Origin of the sequence: Ruegeria sp. HKCCSP346, from assembly GCF_017872595.1 — a bacterium.
Lineage (GTDB): Bacteria > Pseudomonadota > Alphaproteobacteria > Rhodobacterales > Rhodobacteraceae > Ruegeria.
On sequence record NZ_JAEDOT010000003.1, the window covers coordinates 275,581 to 292,270 of the forward strand.

Annotated in this window: 15 protein-coding genes; 7 read left to right on the forward strand and 8 right to left on the reverse strand. The window is 60.1% G+C overall.

What is annotated here, in order from left to right:
• Positions 1-129: 129 nt before the first annotated feature.
• The 4 genes from rimP to infB are packed head-to-tail and all read left to right on the forward strand — an operon-like array spanning position 130 to position 5,468.
• Entirely contained in the window at positions 130-720 is a 591-nt protein-coding gene (gene rimP / locus I9185_RS12555; protein ID WP_152459779.1) for a ribosome maturation factor RimP, read from the forward strand.
• Positions 720-2,339: a transcription termination factor NusA gene (gene nusA / locus I9185_RS12560; protein ID WP_171120181.1), complete on the forward strand. Its 1,620-nt coding sequence runs from the start codon at positions 720-722 to the stop codon at positions 2,337-2,339. Before rimP ends, nusA begins: the two co-directional genes overlap by 1 nt.
• A 22-nt stretch (positions 2,340-2,361) precedes the next feature.
• Positions 2,362-2,985 carry an RNA-binding protein gene (locus tag I9185_RS12565; protein WP_171635687.1) on the forward strand — a complete coding sequence of 208 codons (624 nt, stop codon included), beginning with the start codon at positions 2,362-2,364 and terminating at the stop codon, positions 2,983-2,985.
• Positions 2,986-2,993: 8 nt separating this feature from the next.
• Positions 2,994-5,468 carry a translation initiation factor IF-2 gene (gene infB, locus I9185_RS12570; RefSeq protein WP_171724130.1) on the forward strand — a complete coding sequence of 825 codons (2,475 nt, stop codon included), beginning with the start codon at positions 2,994-2,996 and terminating at the stop codon, positions 5,466-5,468.
• Positions 5,469-5,539: 71 nt separating this feature from the next.
• Here the strand turns inward: infB and I9185_RS12575 are convergent, their stop codons facing one another.
• The 6 genes from I9185_RS12575 to I9185_RS12600 all read right to left on the reverse strand — a co-directional run bounded on the left by I9185_RS12575 (position 5,540) and on the right by I9185_RS12600 (position 11,173).
• Positions 5,540-6,364, reverse strand: coding sequence for an alpha/beta hydrolase (locus I9185_RS12575; RefSeq protein ID WP_210093228.1), 825 nt, complete (start codon positions 6,362-6,364; stop codon positions 5,540-5,542).
• Between the two features lie 3 nt (positions 6,365-6,367).
• The gene (locus I9185_RS12580) at positions 6,368-7,252 is read right to left on the reverse strand and encodes a tryptophan 2,3-dioxygenase family protein (protein WP_210093229.1); all 885 of its coding nucleotides are present in this window, start codon (positions 7,250-7,252) and stop codon (positions 6,368-6,370) included.
• 64 nt (positions 7,253-7,316) lie between these two features.
• Positions 7,317-8,345, reverse strand: a complete 1,029-nt coding sequence (gene tdh / locus I9185_RS12585) for an L-threonine 3-dehydrogenase (protein ID WP_210093255.1) — start codon at positions 8,343-8,345, stop codon at positions 7,317-7,319.
• A 19-nt stretch (positions 8,346-8,364) separates the two neighbouring features.
• Positions 8,365-9,315, reverse strand: coding sequence for a cysteine synthase family protein (locus I9185_RS12590; protein ID WP_210093230.1), 951 nt, complete (start codon positions 9,313-9,315; stop codon positions 8,365-8,367).
• Positions 9,312-10,499, reverse strand: a complete 1,188-nt coding sequence (locus I9185_RS12595; protein ID WP_210093231.1) for a glycine C-acetyltransferase — start codon at positions 10,497-10,499, stop codon at positions 9,312-9,314. Before I9185_RS12595 ends, I9185_RS12590 begins: the two co-directional genes overlap by 4 nt.
• A 110-nt stretch (positions 10,500-10,609) precedes the next feature.
• Entirely contained in the window at positions 10,610-11,173 is a 564-nt protein-coding gene (locus I9185_RS12600) for an XRE family transcriptional regulator (protein ID WP_171635692.1), read from the reverse strand.
• A 116-nt stretch (positions 11,174-11,289) separates the two neighbouring features.
• On the opposite strand from I9185_RS12600, the gene I9185_RS12605 reads away from it, so the two are divergent.
• Positions 11,290-12,465 (forward strand): acetyl-CoA C-acyltransferase family protein, encoded by a 1,176-nt coding sequence (locus tag I9185_RS12605; RefSeq protein WP_210093232.1) that lies wholly within the window; start codon positions 11,290-11,292, stop codon positions 12,463-12,465.
• Positions 12,466-12,560: 95 nt separating this feature from the next.
• On the opposite strand, the gene ubiB is transcribed toward I9185_RS12605, so the two are convergent.
• Positions 12,561-14,090, reverse strand: a complete 1,530-nt coding sequence (gene ubiB / locus I9185_RS12610; protein ID WP_210093233.1) for a 2-polyprenylphenol 6-hydroxylase — start codon at positions 14,088-14,090, stop codon at positions 12,561-12,563.
• A 3-nt stretch (positions 14,091-14,093) separates the two neighbouring features.
• A complete protein-coding gene (ubiE, locus tag I9185_RS12615) occupies positions 14,094-14,846 on the reverse strand; it encodes a bifunctional demethylmenaquinone methyltransferase/2-methoxy-6-polyprenyl-1,4-benzoquinol methylase UbiE (RefSeq protein WP_171724136.1) in 753 nt (250 codons plus the stop codon).
• 86 nt (positions 14,847-14,932) lie between these two features.
• On the opposite strand from ubiE, the gene mutM reads away from it, so the two are divergent.
• The gene (gene mutM / locus I9185_RS12620) at positions 14,933-15,784 is read left to right on the forward strand and encodes a bifunctional DNA-formamidopyrimidine glycosylase/DNA-(apurinic or apyrimidinic site) lyase (protein WP_210093234.1); all 852 of its coding nucleotides are present in this window, start codon (positions 14,933-14,935) and stop codon (positions 15,782-15,784) included.
• 66 nt (positions 15,785-15,850) lie between these two features.
• On the forward strand, positions 15,851-16,627 hold the full coding sequence (locus I9185_RS12625; protein ID WP_117870917.1) for an enoyl-CoA hydratase: 777 nt from the start codon (positions 15,851-15,853) through the stop codon (positions 16,625-16,627).
• Positions 16,628-16,690 lie beyond the last annotated feature (63 nt).

A 16,690-nucleotide genomic window follows, 5' to 3' on the forward strand; every position in this document is an offset into this window, starting at 1 on the left:
ACTCGGGCCATCCTGCGTATATGCAGTTTCAACAGCGGCGCGTTGGACTTCTGGTCCAAGGCTCCACCGGAAAATTCGACGGGCCGCGCGCCCGTTTTTTTGTGCCCGACTGACAGGGTAGAGTACCAGATGACAAACGACCTGATAGCAAAAGCTGCCATTGACCGGCGACTGGCCGAGATCATCACGCCCGTGATCGAAGATCTGGGGTATGAGCTGGTCCGTATCCGCCTGATGAGCGGCAAGCAGACTACGCTTCAGATCATGGCCGACAAGCCCGATGGCGGTATCGAAGTGGATGATTGCGCCGAGATTTCCAACGCGGTCAGCGCCACGCTGGATGTCGAGGACCCAATCCTTGATGCCTATACGCTTGAGGTGTCCAGCCCCGGTATCGACCGCCCTCTGACCCGTCTGAAGGATTTCGAGACCTTCGAAGGCTATGAGGCCAAGATCGAGACCGCCGAACTGATTGACGGCCGCCGACGCTTCAAGGGCGAATTGGCGGGGATCGAAGGGGACGAGGTTCTGATCAACATCCCCGAGGGGGATGAAACCATCACCATCGGTCTGCAATTCGACTGGCTGAGCGACGCCAAGCTGGTCCTGACCGATGACCTGATCAAGGAAATGCTGCGCCAGCGCAAAGACGCCGGTGCCCTGAACGAAAACGCTTTCGACGAGATTGAGACCGAAGGGTCCGAAGAGGAGACGAACTGATGGCAATCACCTCAGCCAACCAGCTGGAGCTGCTGCAGACCGCCGAGGCCGTGGCCCGCGAAAAGATGATCGACCCCGGTCTGGTTGTCGAAGCGATGGAGGAATCGCTCGCCCGTGCCGCCAAGAGCCGCTACGGCGCCGAGATGGACATCCGCGTGTCGATCGACCGCAAGACCGGCAAGGCGACCTTTACCCGCGTCCGTACCGTGGTCGAAGATGAGGAGCTTGAGAACTATCAGGCCGAAATGACCGTCGAGCAGGCCAAGCAGTATATGGAAGCGCCCGAGGTTGGTGACGTCTTCGTCGAAGAGGTCCCGCCGGTTGAGATGGGCCGGATCGCGGCTCAGTCCGCCAAGCAGGTGATTTTGCAGAAGGTGCGCGAAGCCGAGCGTGACCGTCAGTACGAAGAATTCAAGGATCGCGCCGGTACCATCATCAACGGTGCGGTCAAGCGCGAAGAGTTTGGCAATGTCATCGTCGATCTGGGCGGTGCCGAGGCGGTTCTGCGCCGCAACGACAAGATCGGCCGCGAAAGCTATCGCCCGAATGACCGGGTGCGCGCCTATATCAAAGAGGTTCGCCGCGAAGTGCGTGGCCATCAGATCTTCCTGTCGCGCACAGCGCCGGAATTCATGGCCGAGCTGTTCAAGATGGAAGTGCCGGAAATCTATGACGGCATCATCGAGGTCAAGGCCGTGGCCCGTGACCCCGGTTCGCGCGCCAAGATCGCCGTGATTTCCTATGATGGTTCGATCGACCCCGTGGGTGCCTGCGTTGGTATGCGCGGCAGCCGTGTGCAGGCGGTTGTGAACGAGCTGCAGGGTGAAAAGATCGACATCATCCCGTGGAACGAAGACCAGCCTACCTTCCTGGTGAACGCGTTGCAGCCTGCCGAGGTTTCCAAGGTGGTTCTGGACGAAGAAGCCGGCAAGATCGAGGTTGTCGTGCCAGAAGAACAACTGTCGCTGGCCATCGGTCGCCGCGGTCAGAACGTGCGTCTGGCCAGCCAGCTGACCGGCCTGGACATCGACATCATGACCGAGGCCGAAGAATCGGCCCGCCGCCAGAAGGAATTCGAAGCCCGTACCAAACTGTTCATGGACAGCCTGGATCTGGACGAATTCTTTGCTCAGCTGCTGGTCTCGGAAGGCTTCACCAACCTCGAAGAGGTTGCCTATGTCGAGATTGAGGAACTGCTGGTCATCGACGGCGTTGACGAAGGTACAGCGCAGGAACTGCAAACCCGCGCCCGCGAATTCCTGGAAGCACAGGCCAAGGCGGCACTGGATGCGGCGCGTGAATTGGGGGCCGAGGACAGTCTCATTGAATTCGAAGGTCTGACACCCCAGATGGTAGAGGCGCTGGCCAGGGACGACGTGAAGACTCTGGAAGACTTTGCAACTTGCGCCGACTGGGAACTGGCCGGTGGCTGGACGACCGTCGATGGTGAGCGTGTCAAGGATGACGGTGTATTGGAGCCTTTCGGCGTAACGCTGGAAGAGGCGCAAGATATGGTCATGACGGCGCGTATCCTGCTGGGTTGGGTTGATCCGGCCGAGCTGGAACAGGCGGAAGAAGACGTCGACGGCGACGCAGCAGACGAGGAGGTCGAGGCCTGATCTCGGGCTTCGGGTGGCGTGTATGAGTCGCGGTGGCGCCCATAAGGATCGGTCCGACGGACCCGAGCGCAAGTGCATCGCCACAGGCGAGGTGCAGCCCAAAAACGGGCTGATCCGCTTTGTGGCGGGGCCGGACGGTCAGGTTTTTCCGGATGTCGCGGCGAAACTGCCCGGGCGGGGGGTCTATGTGGCGGCAGATCGTGCCGCCTTGGACAAGGCCGTTGGCAAGAAACTGTTTGCGCGGGGGTTCAAGGCGCAGGTGTCTGTGCCCAAGGACCTGGCGGAAAAGGTTGAACAGCAGATCGCGCGCCGCGTTGTCGAGCTGCTCAGCCTGGCGCGCAAGTCCGGCGACGCGGTCGCGGGGTATGAAAAGGTCAAGACGTGGCTGGACCGGGAAGAGGCGCAGGTGCTGATTCAGGCCGCCGATGGATCGGGGCGCGGCAAGTCCAAACTGAGCACGCCGCACTTCGGGAAATACATAGGTTGGCTGACGGCAGACGAATTAGGACAGGCATTTGGGCGCCAAACGGTGATTCATGCGGCCTTGGCCTCTGGCGGACTCGCCAAACGTGTTGTAGAGGAAGCGCAGCGCCTGCGTGGCTTGCGCGAAACGGATGACGGCGGCAGGGGCCGCGCGGAAGGGTAAAGAGCTTTATGAGCGATAATGACGGCAAAAAGACATTGGGTCTTCGTGGCGGGGCACGCCCCGGAAATGTGAAACAGAGTTTCAGCCACGGACGCACCAAGAATGTCGTGGTGGAAACCAAACGCAAACGCGTGGTGGTTCCCAAGCCGGGCGCAGCAAAGCCGGGTGGCGGTGCTGCACCTTCGGGTGATCCGTCGCGTCGTCCTGCGGGCATTTCCGATGCGGAAATGGCGCGCCGCATGAAGGCGTTGCAAGCGGCCAAAGCGCGTGAGGCCGAAGAGGCCGCGGCGCGCGAGGCTGCTGAAAAGGCGCGCGAAGAAGAGCGCGCACGCCGCCGTGCGGAACAGGAAGCCAAAGAACGCGAACAGCGCGAAGCCGAAGAGCGTGCGCGTCAGAAGGCTGAGGAAGAAGAGCGCAAGCGCAAAGAGGCGGAAGAAGCCGCCAAACGCGCCGCTGCCGCGCCCGCACCTGAAGAGCCCAAAGCGGCTCGCGCCCCGGCCAGCAAACCTGCGCCGGCAGCCACGCCGCGCAAACAGGATCGCGAACGTGAGCAGCGTGGTCGTGGCAAAGGACGCGACGACAACCGCCGTTCGGGCAAGCTGACTCTGGGTCAGGCGACCGGTGGCGAGGGCAACCGTCAGCGCTCGATGGCCGCGATGAAGCGCAAGCAGGAGCGTGCGCGTCAGAAAGCCATGGGCGGTGCCGTTGAACGGGAAAAGGTGATCCGCGACGTACAGCTGCCCGAGGCGATCATGGTCTCGGAACTGGCCAATCGTATGGCCGAGCGTGTGGCTGACGTGGTCAAATCGCTGATGCAGATGGGCATGATGGTCACGCAGAACCAGACCATCGACGCAGACACCGCGGAACTGATCATCGAAGAATTTGGCCACAAGGTCACTCGCGTATCCGATTCGGATGTTGAAGACGTCATCAAAGAGGTCGAAGACAGCGAAGACGATCTGCAGCCGCGTCCGCCGGTCATCACCATCATGGGTCACGTCGACCACGGCAAGACCTCGCTGTTGGACGCAATCCGCGACGCGCGCGTTGTGGCGGGTGAGGCCGGTGGCATCACCCAACATATCGGCGCGTATCAGGTGAAAACCGATGGCGGCACCACGCTGACCTTCCTGGATACTCCGGGCCACGCGGCGTTTACGTCGATGCGCTCGCGCGGTGCTCAGGTCACGGATATCGTGGTTCTGGTCGTCGCGGCTGACGACGCGGTGATGCCGCAGACGATCGAAGCGATCAACCACGCAAAAGCGGCCGAAGTACCGATGATCGTGGCGATCAACAAGGTCGACAAGCCGGATGCAAACCCGGACAAGGTCCGCACCGATCTGCTGCAACACGAAGTGATCGTCGAGAAAATGTCCGGTGAAGTCCAGGATGTCGAAGTGTCCGCAATCACGGGTCAGGGTCTGGACGAATTGCTGGAAGCCATCGCGCTTCAGGCCGAGATTCTGGAACTGAAGGCAAACCCGAACCGCGCCGCCCAAGGTGCCGTGATCGAGGCGCAGCTGGACGTGGGTCGTGGCCCGGTCGCCACGGTTCTTGTTCAGAACGGCACACTGCGTCAGGGCGATATCTTCGTTGTGGGTGAGCAGTACGGTAAGGTCCGCGCGCTGATCAACGACAAGGGTGAACGCGTCAAGGAAGCTGGCCCCTCGGTTCCGGTCGAGGTTCTGGGCCTGAACGGTACGCCTGAGGCCGGTGACGTTCTGAACGTGACCGAGACCGAAGCGCAGGCCCGCGAAATCGCCGCTTATCGCGAACAAGCCGCCAAGGACAAACGTGCCGCCGCTGGTGCCGCGACCACCCTTGAGCAGCTGATGCAGAAGGCAAAAGAAGACGAGAACGTGGCCGAGTTGCCGATCCTCGTCAAAGCCGATGTGCAGGGTTCTGCCGAAGCCATCGTTCAGGCGATGGAAAAGATCGGCAACGAAGAAGTGCGCGTGCGCGTTCTGCACTCGGGTGTGGGCGCGATCACCGAAACGGATGTCGGTCTGGCGGAGGCTTCCGGCGCGCCGGTCTTTGGCTTCAACGTCCGTGCCAACGCATCGGCGCGGAACACGGCGAACCAAAAGGGTGTCGAGATCCGCTACTACTCGGTGATCTATGACCTGGTCGACGACGTGAAAGCGGCCGCATCCGGCCTGCTGAGCGCCGAGATACGAGAAAAGTTCATCGGCTATGCCGAAATCCGCGAAGTCTTCAAGGTTACCGGTGTCGGCAAGGTTGCCGGCTGTCTGGTTACCGAAGGTGTTGCCCGCCGTTCCGCAGGCGTTCGCCTGCTGCGCGACAACGTGGTGATCCACGAAGGCACGCTGAAGACCCTGAAGCGCTTCAAAGACGAAGTGGCCGAGGTCCAGTCGGGTCAGGAATGTGGTATGGCGTTCGAGAACTACGACGATATCCGCCAGGGCGACGTGATCGAGATATTCGAGCGCGAAGAAGTTACCCGTACCCTGGATTGATCCCAAGCGGGATGGACACAAAAAAACAGCGGCACCGGTCGGGCCGCTGTTTTTGTTTGAAAAATGCCTCATTACGTGTCGGGCAGGAAGGTTCCGGAATGCAGGATGATGTCGAAATGGTGCATTCCGTGTTTCAAGGCAAAGCTGACCGAGTGCCCGGCCTTGCGCAGCCGTTCCGCATAGTCGCGGCTTTGACGAATGAATTCGCCGGTGTCCCGTTCCCCCACTGAAACATGATAGCGGGGGCCCGGTGGGGGCAGGTTGCGGATCGGGGACAGATCGTTCACTTCGACTGGGGTCAGGTGCAGCGGGTCATTCACGGATGTCAAACTGACGGGTTCCAGATCGTAGACGCCGCTGATCAGAAGCACGTCACGCACACGCAGCCCGGCGCAGGCCAATGCGCCGGCCGAGGTCGCCATGACCATGCTTGCCAGATGGGCGCCGGCACTGTGTCCTGACAAGGTGATCCGCGTCGGGTCAAAACCCAGTGCCCCGGCCTGTGACGCAAGCCACAGAAGGGCGTCGCGACATTCGTCGACCATTTGATCCAGCCGCGCATCCGGGGCGAGCGTGTAGTTCAAGGTGGCAAAGGATTGCTCGGCTTCGATCAGCGCAGGGGCCATCATGGCCGATTCGCGCTGGCTGAGATCCTGCCAATACCCACCGTGAATAAAGACATGCAACGGGGCGCCGGCCCCCTTCGCAGGAAAGAAATCCAGCACCTGGGCCGGGGTGTCGCCAAAGGCCAGGTTGGCCTGAACGGGCAGCTCGGCACGGGCTTGCGCACTCAGCGTTTGATAGCTGGCCAGATAAGGGGTCAGGTCGCCACCGATCATCGAACTGGGAGAGTATTCCCGCTCCAGTTCGGCTTGTGAAAATCCGCGATACAGCATGGCTCAGCCCTGCCCGCTGTACATGAGTTCCGTCCGCACATCATAGAGGTCATGGAAGAATCGCAACTCAAGTGCTTTTCGCAAGAAAGCCACGCCGCTGGAACCTCCGGTACCGGGTTGCATTCCGATCACACGTTCAACCGCCGTGGCGTGGTTAAAGCGCCAGCGTTGAAACAGGCTTTCCACATCCATGAGCTTTTCTGCCAGCGCATACAGATCCCAATATTTGTCCGTGTTGCGGAACACGTCGACCCAGATCTGAACCACGCGCGGATCACCGGAATAGGGTTCGGAGTAGTCCCGCTCGATCAAGTCCTTTGGAACGTCGAACCCCTGTCGGGCCAGCATGTGCAACACTTCGTCATACAGGGACGGTTTGGTCAGGGCGGCGTTCAGCATCTCCATCACCTCGGGGTCATGCTCGTGCACTTTCAGAGTCGAGGCATCCTTATTGCCCAGAATGAACTCGATCTGCCTGTACCCATAGCTTTGAAACCCGGAAGAGTTGCCGAGGGCCTGCCGAAACGTCATATAGTCGGCCGGCGTCATGGTCAGCAGGGTTTCCCAGGCCGCAATCAATTGCCGTTGAATGGCCTTGATACGGTCGAGGTTTTTCATGGCGGGCCCGAATTCGTCTTGTTGCAGGAACCGGCGGACCTCGACCAGTTGGTGATGCATCAGTTTCAGCCACAGCTCACTGACCTGATGAATGATGATGAACAGCATCTCGTCAGGTTGTGCGGGGTCCTGAAAGGTTTTTTGCAGGTTCAGCAGCGTCTTCAGTTGCAGGAAGTCGCCATAGCTTTTGCGGTGCGTTTCGGCGAAATCAGTGACCAGGGTGTCTTCGACCCCCCGTTGCAACAGACGATCGTCTTTGTTCTCGCCCATCTCATGCCTCCCTTGTGCAAGTTCTGCACCTGTCTAGGGGCTGAACTTGCAACTTTCCAGCGCGTTAGGTCCAGTCCAGAACAACCTTGCCGGACAGGCCTGATTTCATCGCGGAAAACCCTTTGGCGAAATCATCAACCGCAAAGCGATGCGTGATCACGCGGGACACATCCAGACCGTTTTGCAGCATGGCGATCATCTTGTACCACGTTTCGAACATCTCACGCCCATAGACCCCCTTGATCGTGATCGCCTTGAACACGATGCGCGACCAGTCGACCGGAGATTTGCCCGGTGGAATCCCCAGCAACGCGATCTTTCCACCCATCACCAACGCTTCGACCATCTGGTCCAGGGCGGCTTGCGAGCCGGACATTTCAAGCCCGACATCGAACCCTTCCTTCATCCCAAGCTCGGCGATGACGTCCCGCAAGTCCTCGGTGGAGACATCGACGGTCCGCACCGAAGGAACCACATGTTCGGCCAGTTTCAATCGGTCTGCGTTGATGTCGGTGATGACCACGTTGCGTGCACCCGCGTGACGAGCGACGGCAGCGGCCATGATACCGATGGGGCCCGCACCCGTGATCAGAACGTCCTCTCCCAGCAAATCAAAGCTGAGGGCAGTATGCACCGCATTGCCCAGCGGATCGAGGATGGCTCCGATCTCATCCGGTATGTCGTCGGGCAAGGGAACCACGTTGAAGGCAGGCAGTTTCAGGTATTCGGCAAATGCGCCCTGTTCGTTCACTCCAATGCCCCGGGTTCCCGGATCCAGGTGAAACTTTCCGGCGCGGCTCTGGCGGCTGTCGGTGGTGATCAGATGGCCCTCGCCCGAGCATCGCTGGCCGATTTCAAGCCCGGTCACGTTGCGCCCGATCTCGACGATCTCTCCGGCAAACTCATGGCCAGTGATCATCGGAACCGGCACGGTATGAGACGCCCACTCGTCCCAGTTCCAGATATGGATGTCGGTGCCGCAGATACCCGTCTTGTTGATACGGATCAGCACATCATCGGGGCCAATTTCGGGGATCGGGGCCTGCACCATCCACAACCCTTCTTCGGGTTTGGATTTTTCCAGAGCTTTCATTGTGTTGGGTCGCATATGTTTACTCCCACAAATCGGTCGACAGGTATTTCAGGCCGCTGTCACACATGACGATGGCGACACAGCCGCCTTCTTCGGGGCCGCGCAGCAGTTCAATCGCCGCGGCAAGATTCGCGCCTGCCGAATAGCCGGCGAATATCCCCTCGGTCCGGGCCAGAAGTCGGGCACAATCCCGCGCGGCCTTCCCCGAAACAGCAAGATGTCCGGCCAATCGGCTATCCTTCAAATGCACCAGATCACCCATGGCGTAACCGCCTCCCTGAATGGGATGGTCCGGGGTCGAAACCGGCTCACCGGCCAAAGCGCGCGCGCCCGCAGGTTCCACGACATAGCACCGCACGCCGTGCCGGTTCAGATACTCTGCCGCTCCGGCAAGCGTTCCGCCCGATCCTGCAAAGTCGCAGAATGCCGTGACGGTGCCTTCGGATTGCGCCCAGATCTCGGGCCCGGTCCCGGTTTCGTGGGCCTTGGGGTTTCCCGAATGGCCAAACTGATCCGCACGAAACGCGTTGCGTGCGGCCGTGATGCGTTTCGCCTCGACATCGACCAGTTCAAGATCGGCCCCAGAGACTTCGCCGGGTTTGCTGCCGGGGGCCTGGGGCACGATGACAACTTCGGCCCCCAGGGCCCGCATCATACGCGCGCGTTCGATCGAGTTTCCGGCGCTCATGACAGCCACGAAAGGATGGCCCAGAATACCGCATACAATGGCCAGCCCGGTGCCCATATTGCCCGAGGTCAGCTCGACCACCGTTTGCCCCGGTGACAAAGTCCCGTCTGCGCGCGCCGTTTCGATGATGGACTTCGCCGCGCGGTCCTTTTTCGAAAACCCCGGCAGCAAGTAATCAAGCTTGGCGATGATACGCCCGTTCAGCTTCTGCTGGGCACACACGCGCGACAGTTCAACCATGGGGGTGTCGCCGATCACGTCGATGACCGATGGAAGGATCATTCGATGACCCCCAGTTCTTTGCCGACCTTGCCAAATGCGGAAAGGGCGCGGTCCAGTTCATCCCTGGTCAGAGCCGCATTCATCTGCGTTCTGATCCGCGCTTGCCCGCGTGGGACGACCGGAAAGAAGAAGCCCGAAACATAGACACCTTCGTCGAACAGCCGTGACGCCATGTCCTGTGCCAGCTGAGCCTCACCCAGCATCACCGGGATGATCGGGTGTTCCCCAGGCAGCAGGTCAAAGCCAAGCTTTTCCAGCCCGGCGCGCCAATATTTGGCGTTGCCGAAGAGTTGCGCGCGCAGCATGTCGCCTTCTTCGACCAGGCGGATCGCTTCCAACCCGGCGGCGACGATCGAGGGCGGCAGCGAGTTTGAGAACAGATAGGGCCGCGCCCGCTGCCGCAGCAGGTCGATCACTGGCTGCGGCCCGGCGATATAGCCGCCGATTGCCCCCCCAAGTGCCTTGCCCAAGGTTCCCGTCAGAATATCCACATCGACGCCGAAATGATCGGGTGTGCCGGCCCCGTTCGGCCCCATGAAACCGGTCGCATGGCAATCGTCCACCATGACAATTGCATCGTATTTATCGGCCAGTTCCCGGATTTTTGGCAGGTTGGCCAGATAGCCGTCCATCGAGAACACGCCATCGGTGGCGATCATGATATGCCGCGCCCCGTCTTCGCGCGCCTGTTTCAGCCAGGCTTCGAGGTCATTCATGTCGTTGTTCAGATAGCGATAGCGTTTGGCCTTGCACAGCCGCACGCCGTCGATGATCGAGGCGTGGTTCAGGCTGTCCGAAATGATGGCGTCTTCCGGTCCCAGCAGAGGTTCAAACAGCCCGCCATTGGCGTCGAAACAAGCGGCAAAGAGGATGGAGTCGTCCTTGTTCAGGAAATTGGCAAGACGTTGTTCCAGTTCGCGGTGAATGTCTTGCGTGCCACAGATGAACCGAACCGACGCCATGCCGAATCCTTTGGGCCCCATCGCTTGTGTCGCGGCCTCGATCAGCGCCGGGTGATCCGCCAGACCCAGATAGTTGTTGGCACAGAGGTTGATCACCTGCTTGCCGCCCACAGTGATCTCACCGCCCTGAGGTGAGGTGATCATTCGTTCGCGTTTGTAAAGACCCTCAGATTCGATCTGCGCAAGTGTGTCCGTGATATGGGACAGGAATACATCTGCCATGGCGACCTCCGTTCAACTGAGTCGCACATCTAACATAGCGGATGAAATTCCCAAATAGGGGAAATTCAATATGAAGGAAAAATATCCGTGAAGGCGGAATTTCGCGGATGTCAGGCGTTTTTTACGATCAGGAATACTCGGGCTGGCCCTTGGGCACAGATGGAATGCGCAATGTCGGCGGCATATCGGGCTGTATCCCCCTGGTTCAACTCGGTCACCGCATTGCCTGAAGTGACTTTGACCGCGCCTTCCAGCACGGTGAGCTGTTCACGGGCACCGCGGGCGTGGGGTTGGCTGTTCAGGGCCCCGTCCTTGTCAAATTCGATATCATAGACTTCATGACCCCCGGCCTCTTCCGGCGGTGACAGGATGCGAATTCGGCAGTTCTGCCCCATATTGTCGATGCTGGGCACTTCGGAGTTTCTGAGCACCTCGATCTGGTCCGTGGTCTTTGTGCCCTCCAAGAGACCGGCGAAATCCACCTGCAAGGCGCGTGTCAGGTTCCACAAGGTCGAGATCGTCGGGCTGCTTTCGCCGCGTTCGATCTGACTGACCATGGACCGGGACACACCGCTGAGATTGGCGACCGCTTCCAGGGACAGGCCTTTGGCCCGGCGTGCCTCTTTCAGGCGGGCGGGCAGGAGGTTCAGGATATCGTCTGTGTCTTCCGTCATGACGGAATCCATGGGGGCTGCGCAACGCAATGTCAATTCCCGCCGTGACGGGACGTCTGGGGCGACAGTGCCATTCTGCGCATGCATAATGCAGCGAGATTCAGGAGGAGTAGCTCATGAGCGATATCGTTATTCTCGACGGTGCCCGCACCGCAATTGGCACCTTTGGTGGTGCGCTGGCTTCAACCGCGCCGATTGATCTGGCCACTGTCGCGACCGAAGCGGCGCTTGAGCGATCGGGGGTTGAGGGGGCACAGATCGGGCATGTGGTGTTCGGTCATGTGATCAACACTGAACCGCGTGACATGTATCTGTCGCGCGTCGCCGCCATGCAGGCGGGCATTCCCAATGGTACGCCGGCCATGAACGTGAACCGCCTGTGCGGATCGGGCGCGCAGGCGATCGTGTCAGCCATGCAGTCCCTGATGCTGGGCGATGCTGACTTTGCGGTGGCAGGCGGAGCAGAAAGCATGTCCCGAAGCCCCTATATCGTTCCGCAGGCGCGCTGGGGCGCAAAGATGGGCGACGTCACCGCGCTGGACATGATGCTGGGCGCGTTGAACTGCCCCTTTGGCACCGGACATATGGGGGTGACGGCCGAAAACGTGGCGGATGAGCATCAAATCAGCCGCGAACAGATGGATGCGTTCGCATTGGACAGCCAGACACGTGCGGCGGCGGCGATCGAGGCCGGTTACTTCGACAGCCAGATCACTCCGGTACAGGTCAAGGTCAAGCGGGACATGGTCGATTTCAAAGTCGACGAGCATCCAAAGGCGACGACCGCCGAAGCGTTGGCCGGTCTGCGCCCGGTGTTCAAGAAGGACGGGCGTGTGACAGCCGGGAATGCCTCAGGCATCAATGACGGCGCGGCGGCGATGGTGCTGGCGACAGCGGATGCGGCCGAAAGGGCAGGTTTGAAACCGAAGGCGCGTGTGATTGGTTATGCGCATGCAGGCGTGCGGCCGGAAGTCATGGGCATCGGTCCGGTTCCGGCAGTGCAAAACCTGTTTGCGAAGACGGGTCTGTCAGCGGAAGATTTCGACGTGATCGAAAGCAATGAAGCCTTCGCCGCGCAGGCACTGGCTGTGAATCAGGAGCTTGGATTGGATGCGAGCAAGGTGAACCCCAACGGGGGTGCGATTGCGCTGGGGCATCCGGTGGGGGCCACGGGTGCGATCATCACGCTGAAAGCACTGTACGAGCTGGAACGTTCCGGCGGATCCAAAGGGTTGATCACCATGTGCATCGGGGGCGGTCAGGGGATTGCCATCGCCATCGAGCGGCTCTGACCCGGAAGGGGTGCGGGGGGCTGTCTGCCCCCCATCGCGCCAGGGCGCGATTCCCCCCGAGGATATTTGTGGCCAGATGAAGCAGGCGGATTGGTTCAGCTGAGCGCGTTGATCAGCAAGACCAGCGCCGCACCTGCTGCGGCGCCGATCGTGGCGGGCAGAGCAAAGGACCAAAAGGTGGGCGTCTGCGGTTCGTCCTTCTGTGTCTGCGCAATCAGTGCGTTTTCGACCAGGGCCGGCAGACGCGGGCCGAAGCGGGCCAGCACCATTGCGGTTTTCCCAAAATCACGCAGGGCCGCCCGAGGGCCGATGGATTGTTTGATGTAGTCTTCGACCACGGGGCGGGCGACTTCCCAGATGTTCATATGAGGGTCGAGTGAGCGCGCAACGCCTTCGACGACAACCATGGTGCGTTGCAGCAGGATCAGCTCGGTTCGGGTTTCCATCCCGAACCGTTCGGTCACTTCGAACAGATAGCTCAGCAACCGCCCCATGGAAATATGCGTGGCATCCATGCCGAAGATCGGCTCGCCCACGGCACGCAGGGCGCGGGCGAACTCGTCCACGTCCTGGTTGGCGGGAACATAGCCGGCTTCGAAATGCACCTCGGCCACACGTTTGTAGTCGCGGCGGATGAAGCCAAACAGGATTTCGGCATAGACCCGGCGCGTGTATTCATCGATATGCCCCATGATGCCATAGTCATAGGCAATGATGTCTCCGTTCGCGGCGACCTTGAGGTTGCCCTGGTGCATGTCGGCGTGGAAAAAGCCGTCGCGCAGCGCATGGAGGAGGAATAGGCGCAGGACACGTTCGGCCAGATCATTGCGGTTGTGACCTGCGGCATCCAGAGCATCATTGTCACCCAGCGCGATCCCGTCCGCCCAGCTGAGCGTCATGACGCGCCGCGCGGACAGTGACCACACAACGGGCGGCAGCCAGAAGCCGGTGTCGTCCTTGGTGTTGGCGGCATATTCGGAGGCCGCCGCGCTTTCCAGACGCAGATCCAGTTCGCCGCGCACGACACCGTCGAAATGCTCGATCACCTCCACCGGTCGCAGACGGCGCGCGCCGGGGGCGAAGAGCTGGACAATTCCGGCGGCGAAATAGAACGCATCGACATCTTTGCGGAACGCGCGTTCGATCCCCGGGCGCAGGACTTTCACTGCGACATCCTCACCCGTGCTGGTCAGCTTGGCCTTGTGAACCTGCGCAATCGAGGCTGCGGCAATCGGTTCGCTGAATTCGCTGAACATGTCCGAGATCGGCTGACCCAGTTCTTTCTCGACTTCGGCCATCGCGTCGGCTTTGGAGAAAGGGGGCAGCTTGTCTTGCAGAACGCGCAGTTGCTCGGCCAGTTCATTTCCAACGACGTCAGGGCGGGTCGAAAGCACTTGCCCGAATTTGATATAGGCGGGGCCAAGCGCCGTCAGGGCGCGCGTTGCCGGTGGCATACCGGGGTCGCCTTTGTAGCCAAGCCATTGAAAGGGTTTGCCCAATGCGTGGGCCAGGATGCGTACGGCGCGCGGGGCTTCGAACGCATCCAGTACCACGTTCATGGCGCCTGTGCGCTCGAGCGTGGCGCCTGTGCGGATCAGGCGGATGATGTTATGGGGACCACGCATGTGTCAGATCTTCCAGCCGGAATGCAGCGCGGCGATACCCATGCTCAGGTTCCGGTATTTGGCGTTTTCGAAACCTGCGGTGCGAACCATGTTCAGGAACGTTTCCTGATCGGGAAATTTTCGGATCGATTCGACCAGGTACTGATAGCTGTCATAGTCATTGGCGATTAGTTTTCCCATGCGCGGGATGACGTTGAAGCTGTAAAGGTCGTAGAGCTTTTGCAGCCCCTCATTGGGCAGCTGGCTGAATTCCAGCACCATCAGGCGGCCGCCGGGTTTCAGCACGCGGTAAGCCTCGTTCAAAGCTTCTTGCGGGCGGGTGACGTTCCGAATGCCGAACGAGATCGTGTAAACATCGAATGTATTGTCTTCGAAGGGCAGGGCCATGGCATCGCCCACGACCCAGTTCAGGCTGCCCGACATCTGATCTGCCTCGGCACGTTGGCGCCCTTCGATCAGCATCGGCTCGGTCAGGTCCAGGACCGTGGCGTGGCCGTGACCCGCGCGCTTGAGGAACCTGAACGAGATGTCGCCCGTGCCACCGGCCACGTCCAGCAGCCGCTGGCCGGGGCGTGGCGCCAGCCAGTCCATCATCGCGTCCTTCCAGACCCGGTGGATGCCCATCGACATGACGTCGTTCATCACGTCATATTTCGAGGCAACCGAGTTGAACACGCCCTGTACGCGCCCTGCCTTTTCGGCCTCGGGGACGGTTTCGAAACCGAAATGAGTGGTCTTGTCGATGTTGTCGGACATTTGCCTTGCCGTTTGTCGATTTTCGCCTCTGTTATAGGGCCAAGAGAGGCGGGCACAATGCGGCCCTTTGAATTAGGAGCCCTGTAATGCCCGAATTACCTGAGGTCGAGACAGTAAGACGCGGCCTGAGTCCTGCCATGGAAGGGGTCGTGATCGAACGGGCTGATGTGAACCGCCCCGATCTGCGCTGGCCGTTCCCCGAACGTATGGCCGAACGGCTGACCGGGCAGCGGGTAGAGCGGTTGCGGCGGCGGTCGAAATACATTCTGGCGGATCTCAGCAGCGGTGAGACGTTGCTGATCCACCTGGGTATGTCGGGGCGGATGACGGTGTCGGGTGACCCGTTGGGGCAATTCGTCCATGACCATCCCGCCGTGCAAAAACATGACCATGTGGTCTTTCATATGGCCAACGGCGCGCGCATCACCTTCAACGATCCCCGCCGGTTTGGCGCGATGGACCTGATGCAAACGGCCAACGCCGAAGATCACAAGTTGCTGTCGGTTCTGGGGCCTGAACCCTTGGGCAACGATTTTCACGACCAACACCTGATCAAGGCGTTCAAAGGCAAGAACACCCCTGTCAAATCCGCCCTGCTGGATCAGGGAATCGTTGCCGGTCTGGGCAATATCTATGTTTGCGAAGCTCTTTATCGCGGCCGAGTGTCGCCACGTCGCAAAGCCGGACAGATTTCCGCACCCCGCGTGGCGGCGCTTGTTCCGATCATCCGGCAGGTGTTGCAGGACGCCATCAAAGCCGGTGGGTCTTCGCTGCGGGATTTCCGCCAAGCCGATGGAGAACTTGGATATTTTCAGCACAAGTTTGATGTTTATGGCCGCGAGGGCGAGGCCTGCCGGACCGAAGGGTGCGGAGCGCCGATCAAGAGAATCACCCAGTCCGGTCGCTCATCCTTCTATTGTGCGCAATGCCAAAGATAGCTTGATCCAAGTTTTTCGCGTGGTAAGGAATCGTACCTGAACGGAACAACCGGAAGCTTTCTCCTCATGGCTTTTGAGACGATCATCGTCGAAATCGAAGACCACGTCGCACTTATCAAACTCAACCGACCGGATGCGTTGAACGCGTTGAACACCCAGTTGCTGGGTGAGCTCTGCACCGCGCTGGAAGATGCGGACAGCAACGACAAGGTGCGCTGCATCGTGATAACCGGATCGGACAAGGCCTTCGCCGCCGGCGCGGACATCAAGGAAATGTCCGAGATGAGTTTTGTCGACGTCTACAACATCAACCTTTTTGCCGATGCGAATGATCGTGTGACCGCGATTCGCAAGCCGATCATCGCGGCCGTTGCGGGCTATGCGCTGGGCGGTGGCTGTGAACTTGCCATGCTGTGCGATTTCATCATCGCGGCGGACACCGCGAAATTCGGCCAGCCCGAGATCAATCTGGGCGTCATTGCCGGTCTGGGTGGAAGTCAGCGTCTGACGCGGTTCGTGGGTAAATCCAAATCGATGGACATGAACCTGACCGGGCGTTTCATGGATGCCGACGAAGCCGAGCGCGCGGGTCTCGTCAGCCGGGTGGTGCCGGCCAAGAAGCTGATCGAAGAGGCCGTGAGCGCAGCGCAGAAGATTGCCGAGAAATCGCAATTGACTGCAATGGCCGCGAAAGAAGCGGTGAACCGCAGCTACGAGCTTCCGCTGAGTGAAGGTATGTTGTTCGAGCGTCGTGTCTTCCATTCGATGTTCGCTACCGAAGATCAGAAGGAAGGCATGGCCGCGTTCCTGGAAAAGCGCACGGCGCAATTCCGCGACAAGTAAAGCGCGGGACCTCTGAGGCGGGTGTTTCAAGCCCGCCCCATATTCTTGGCCCTTGTTCCAAGA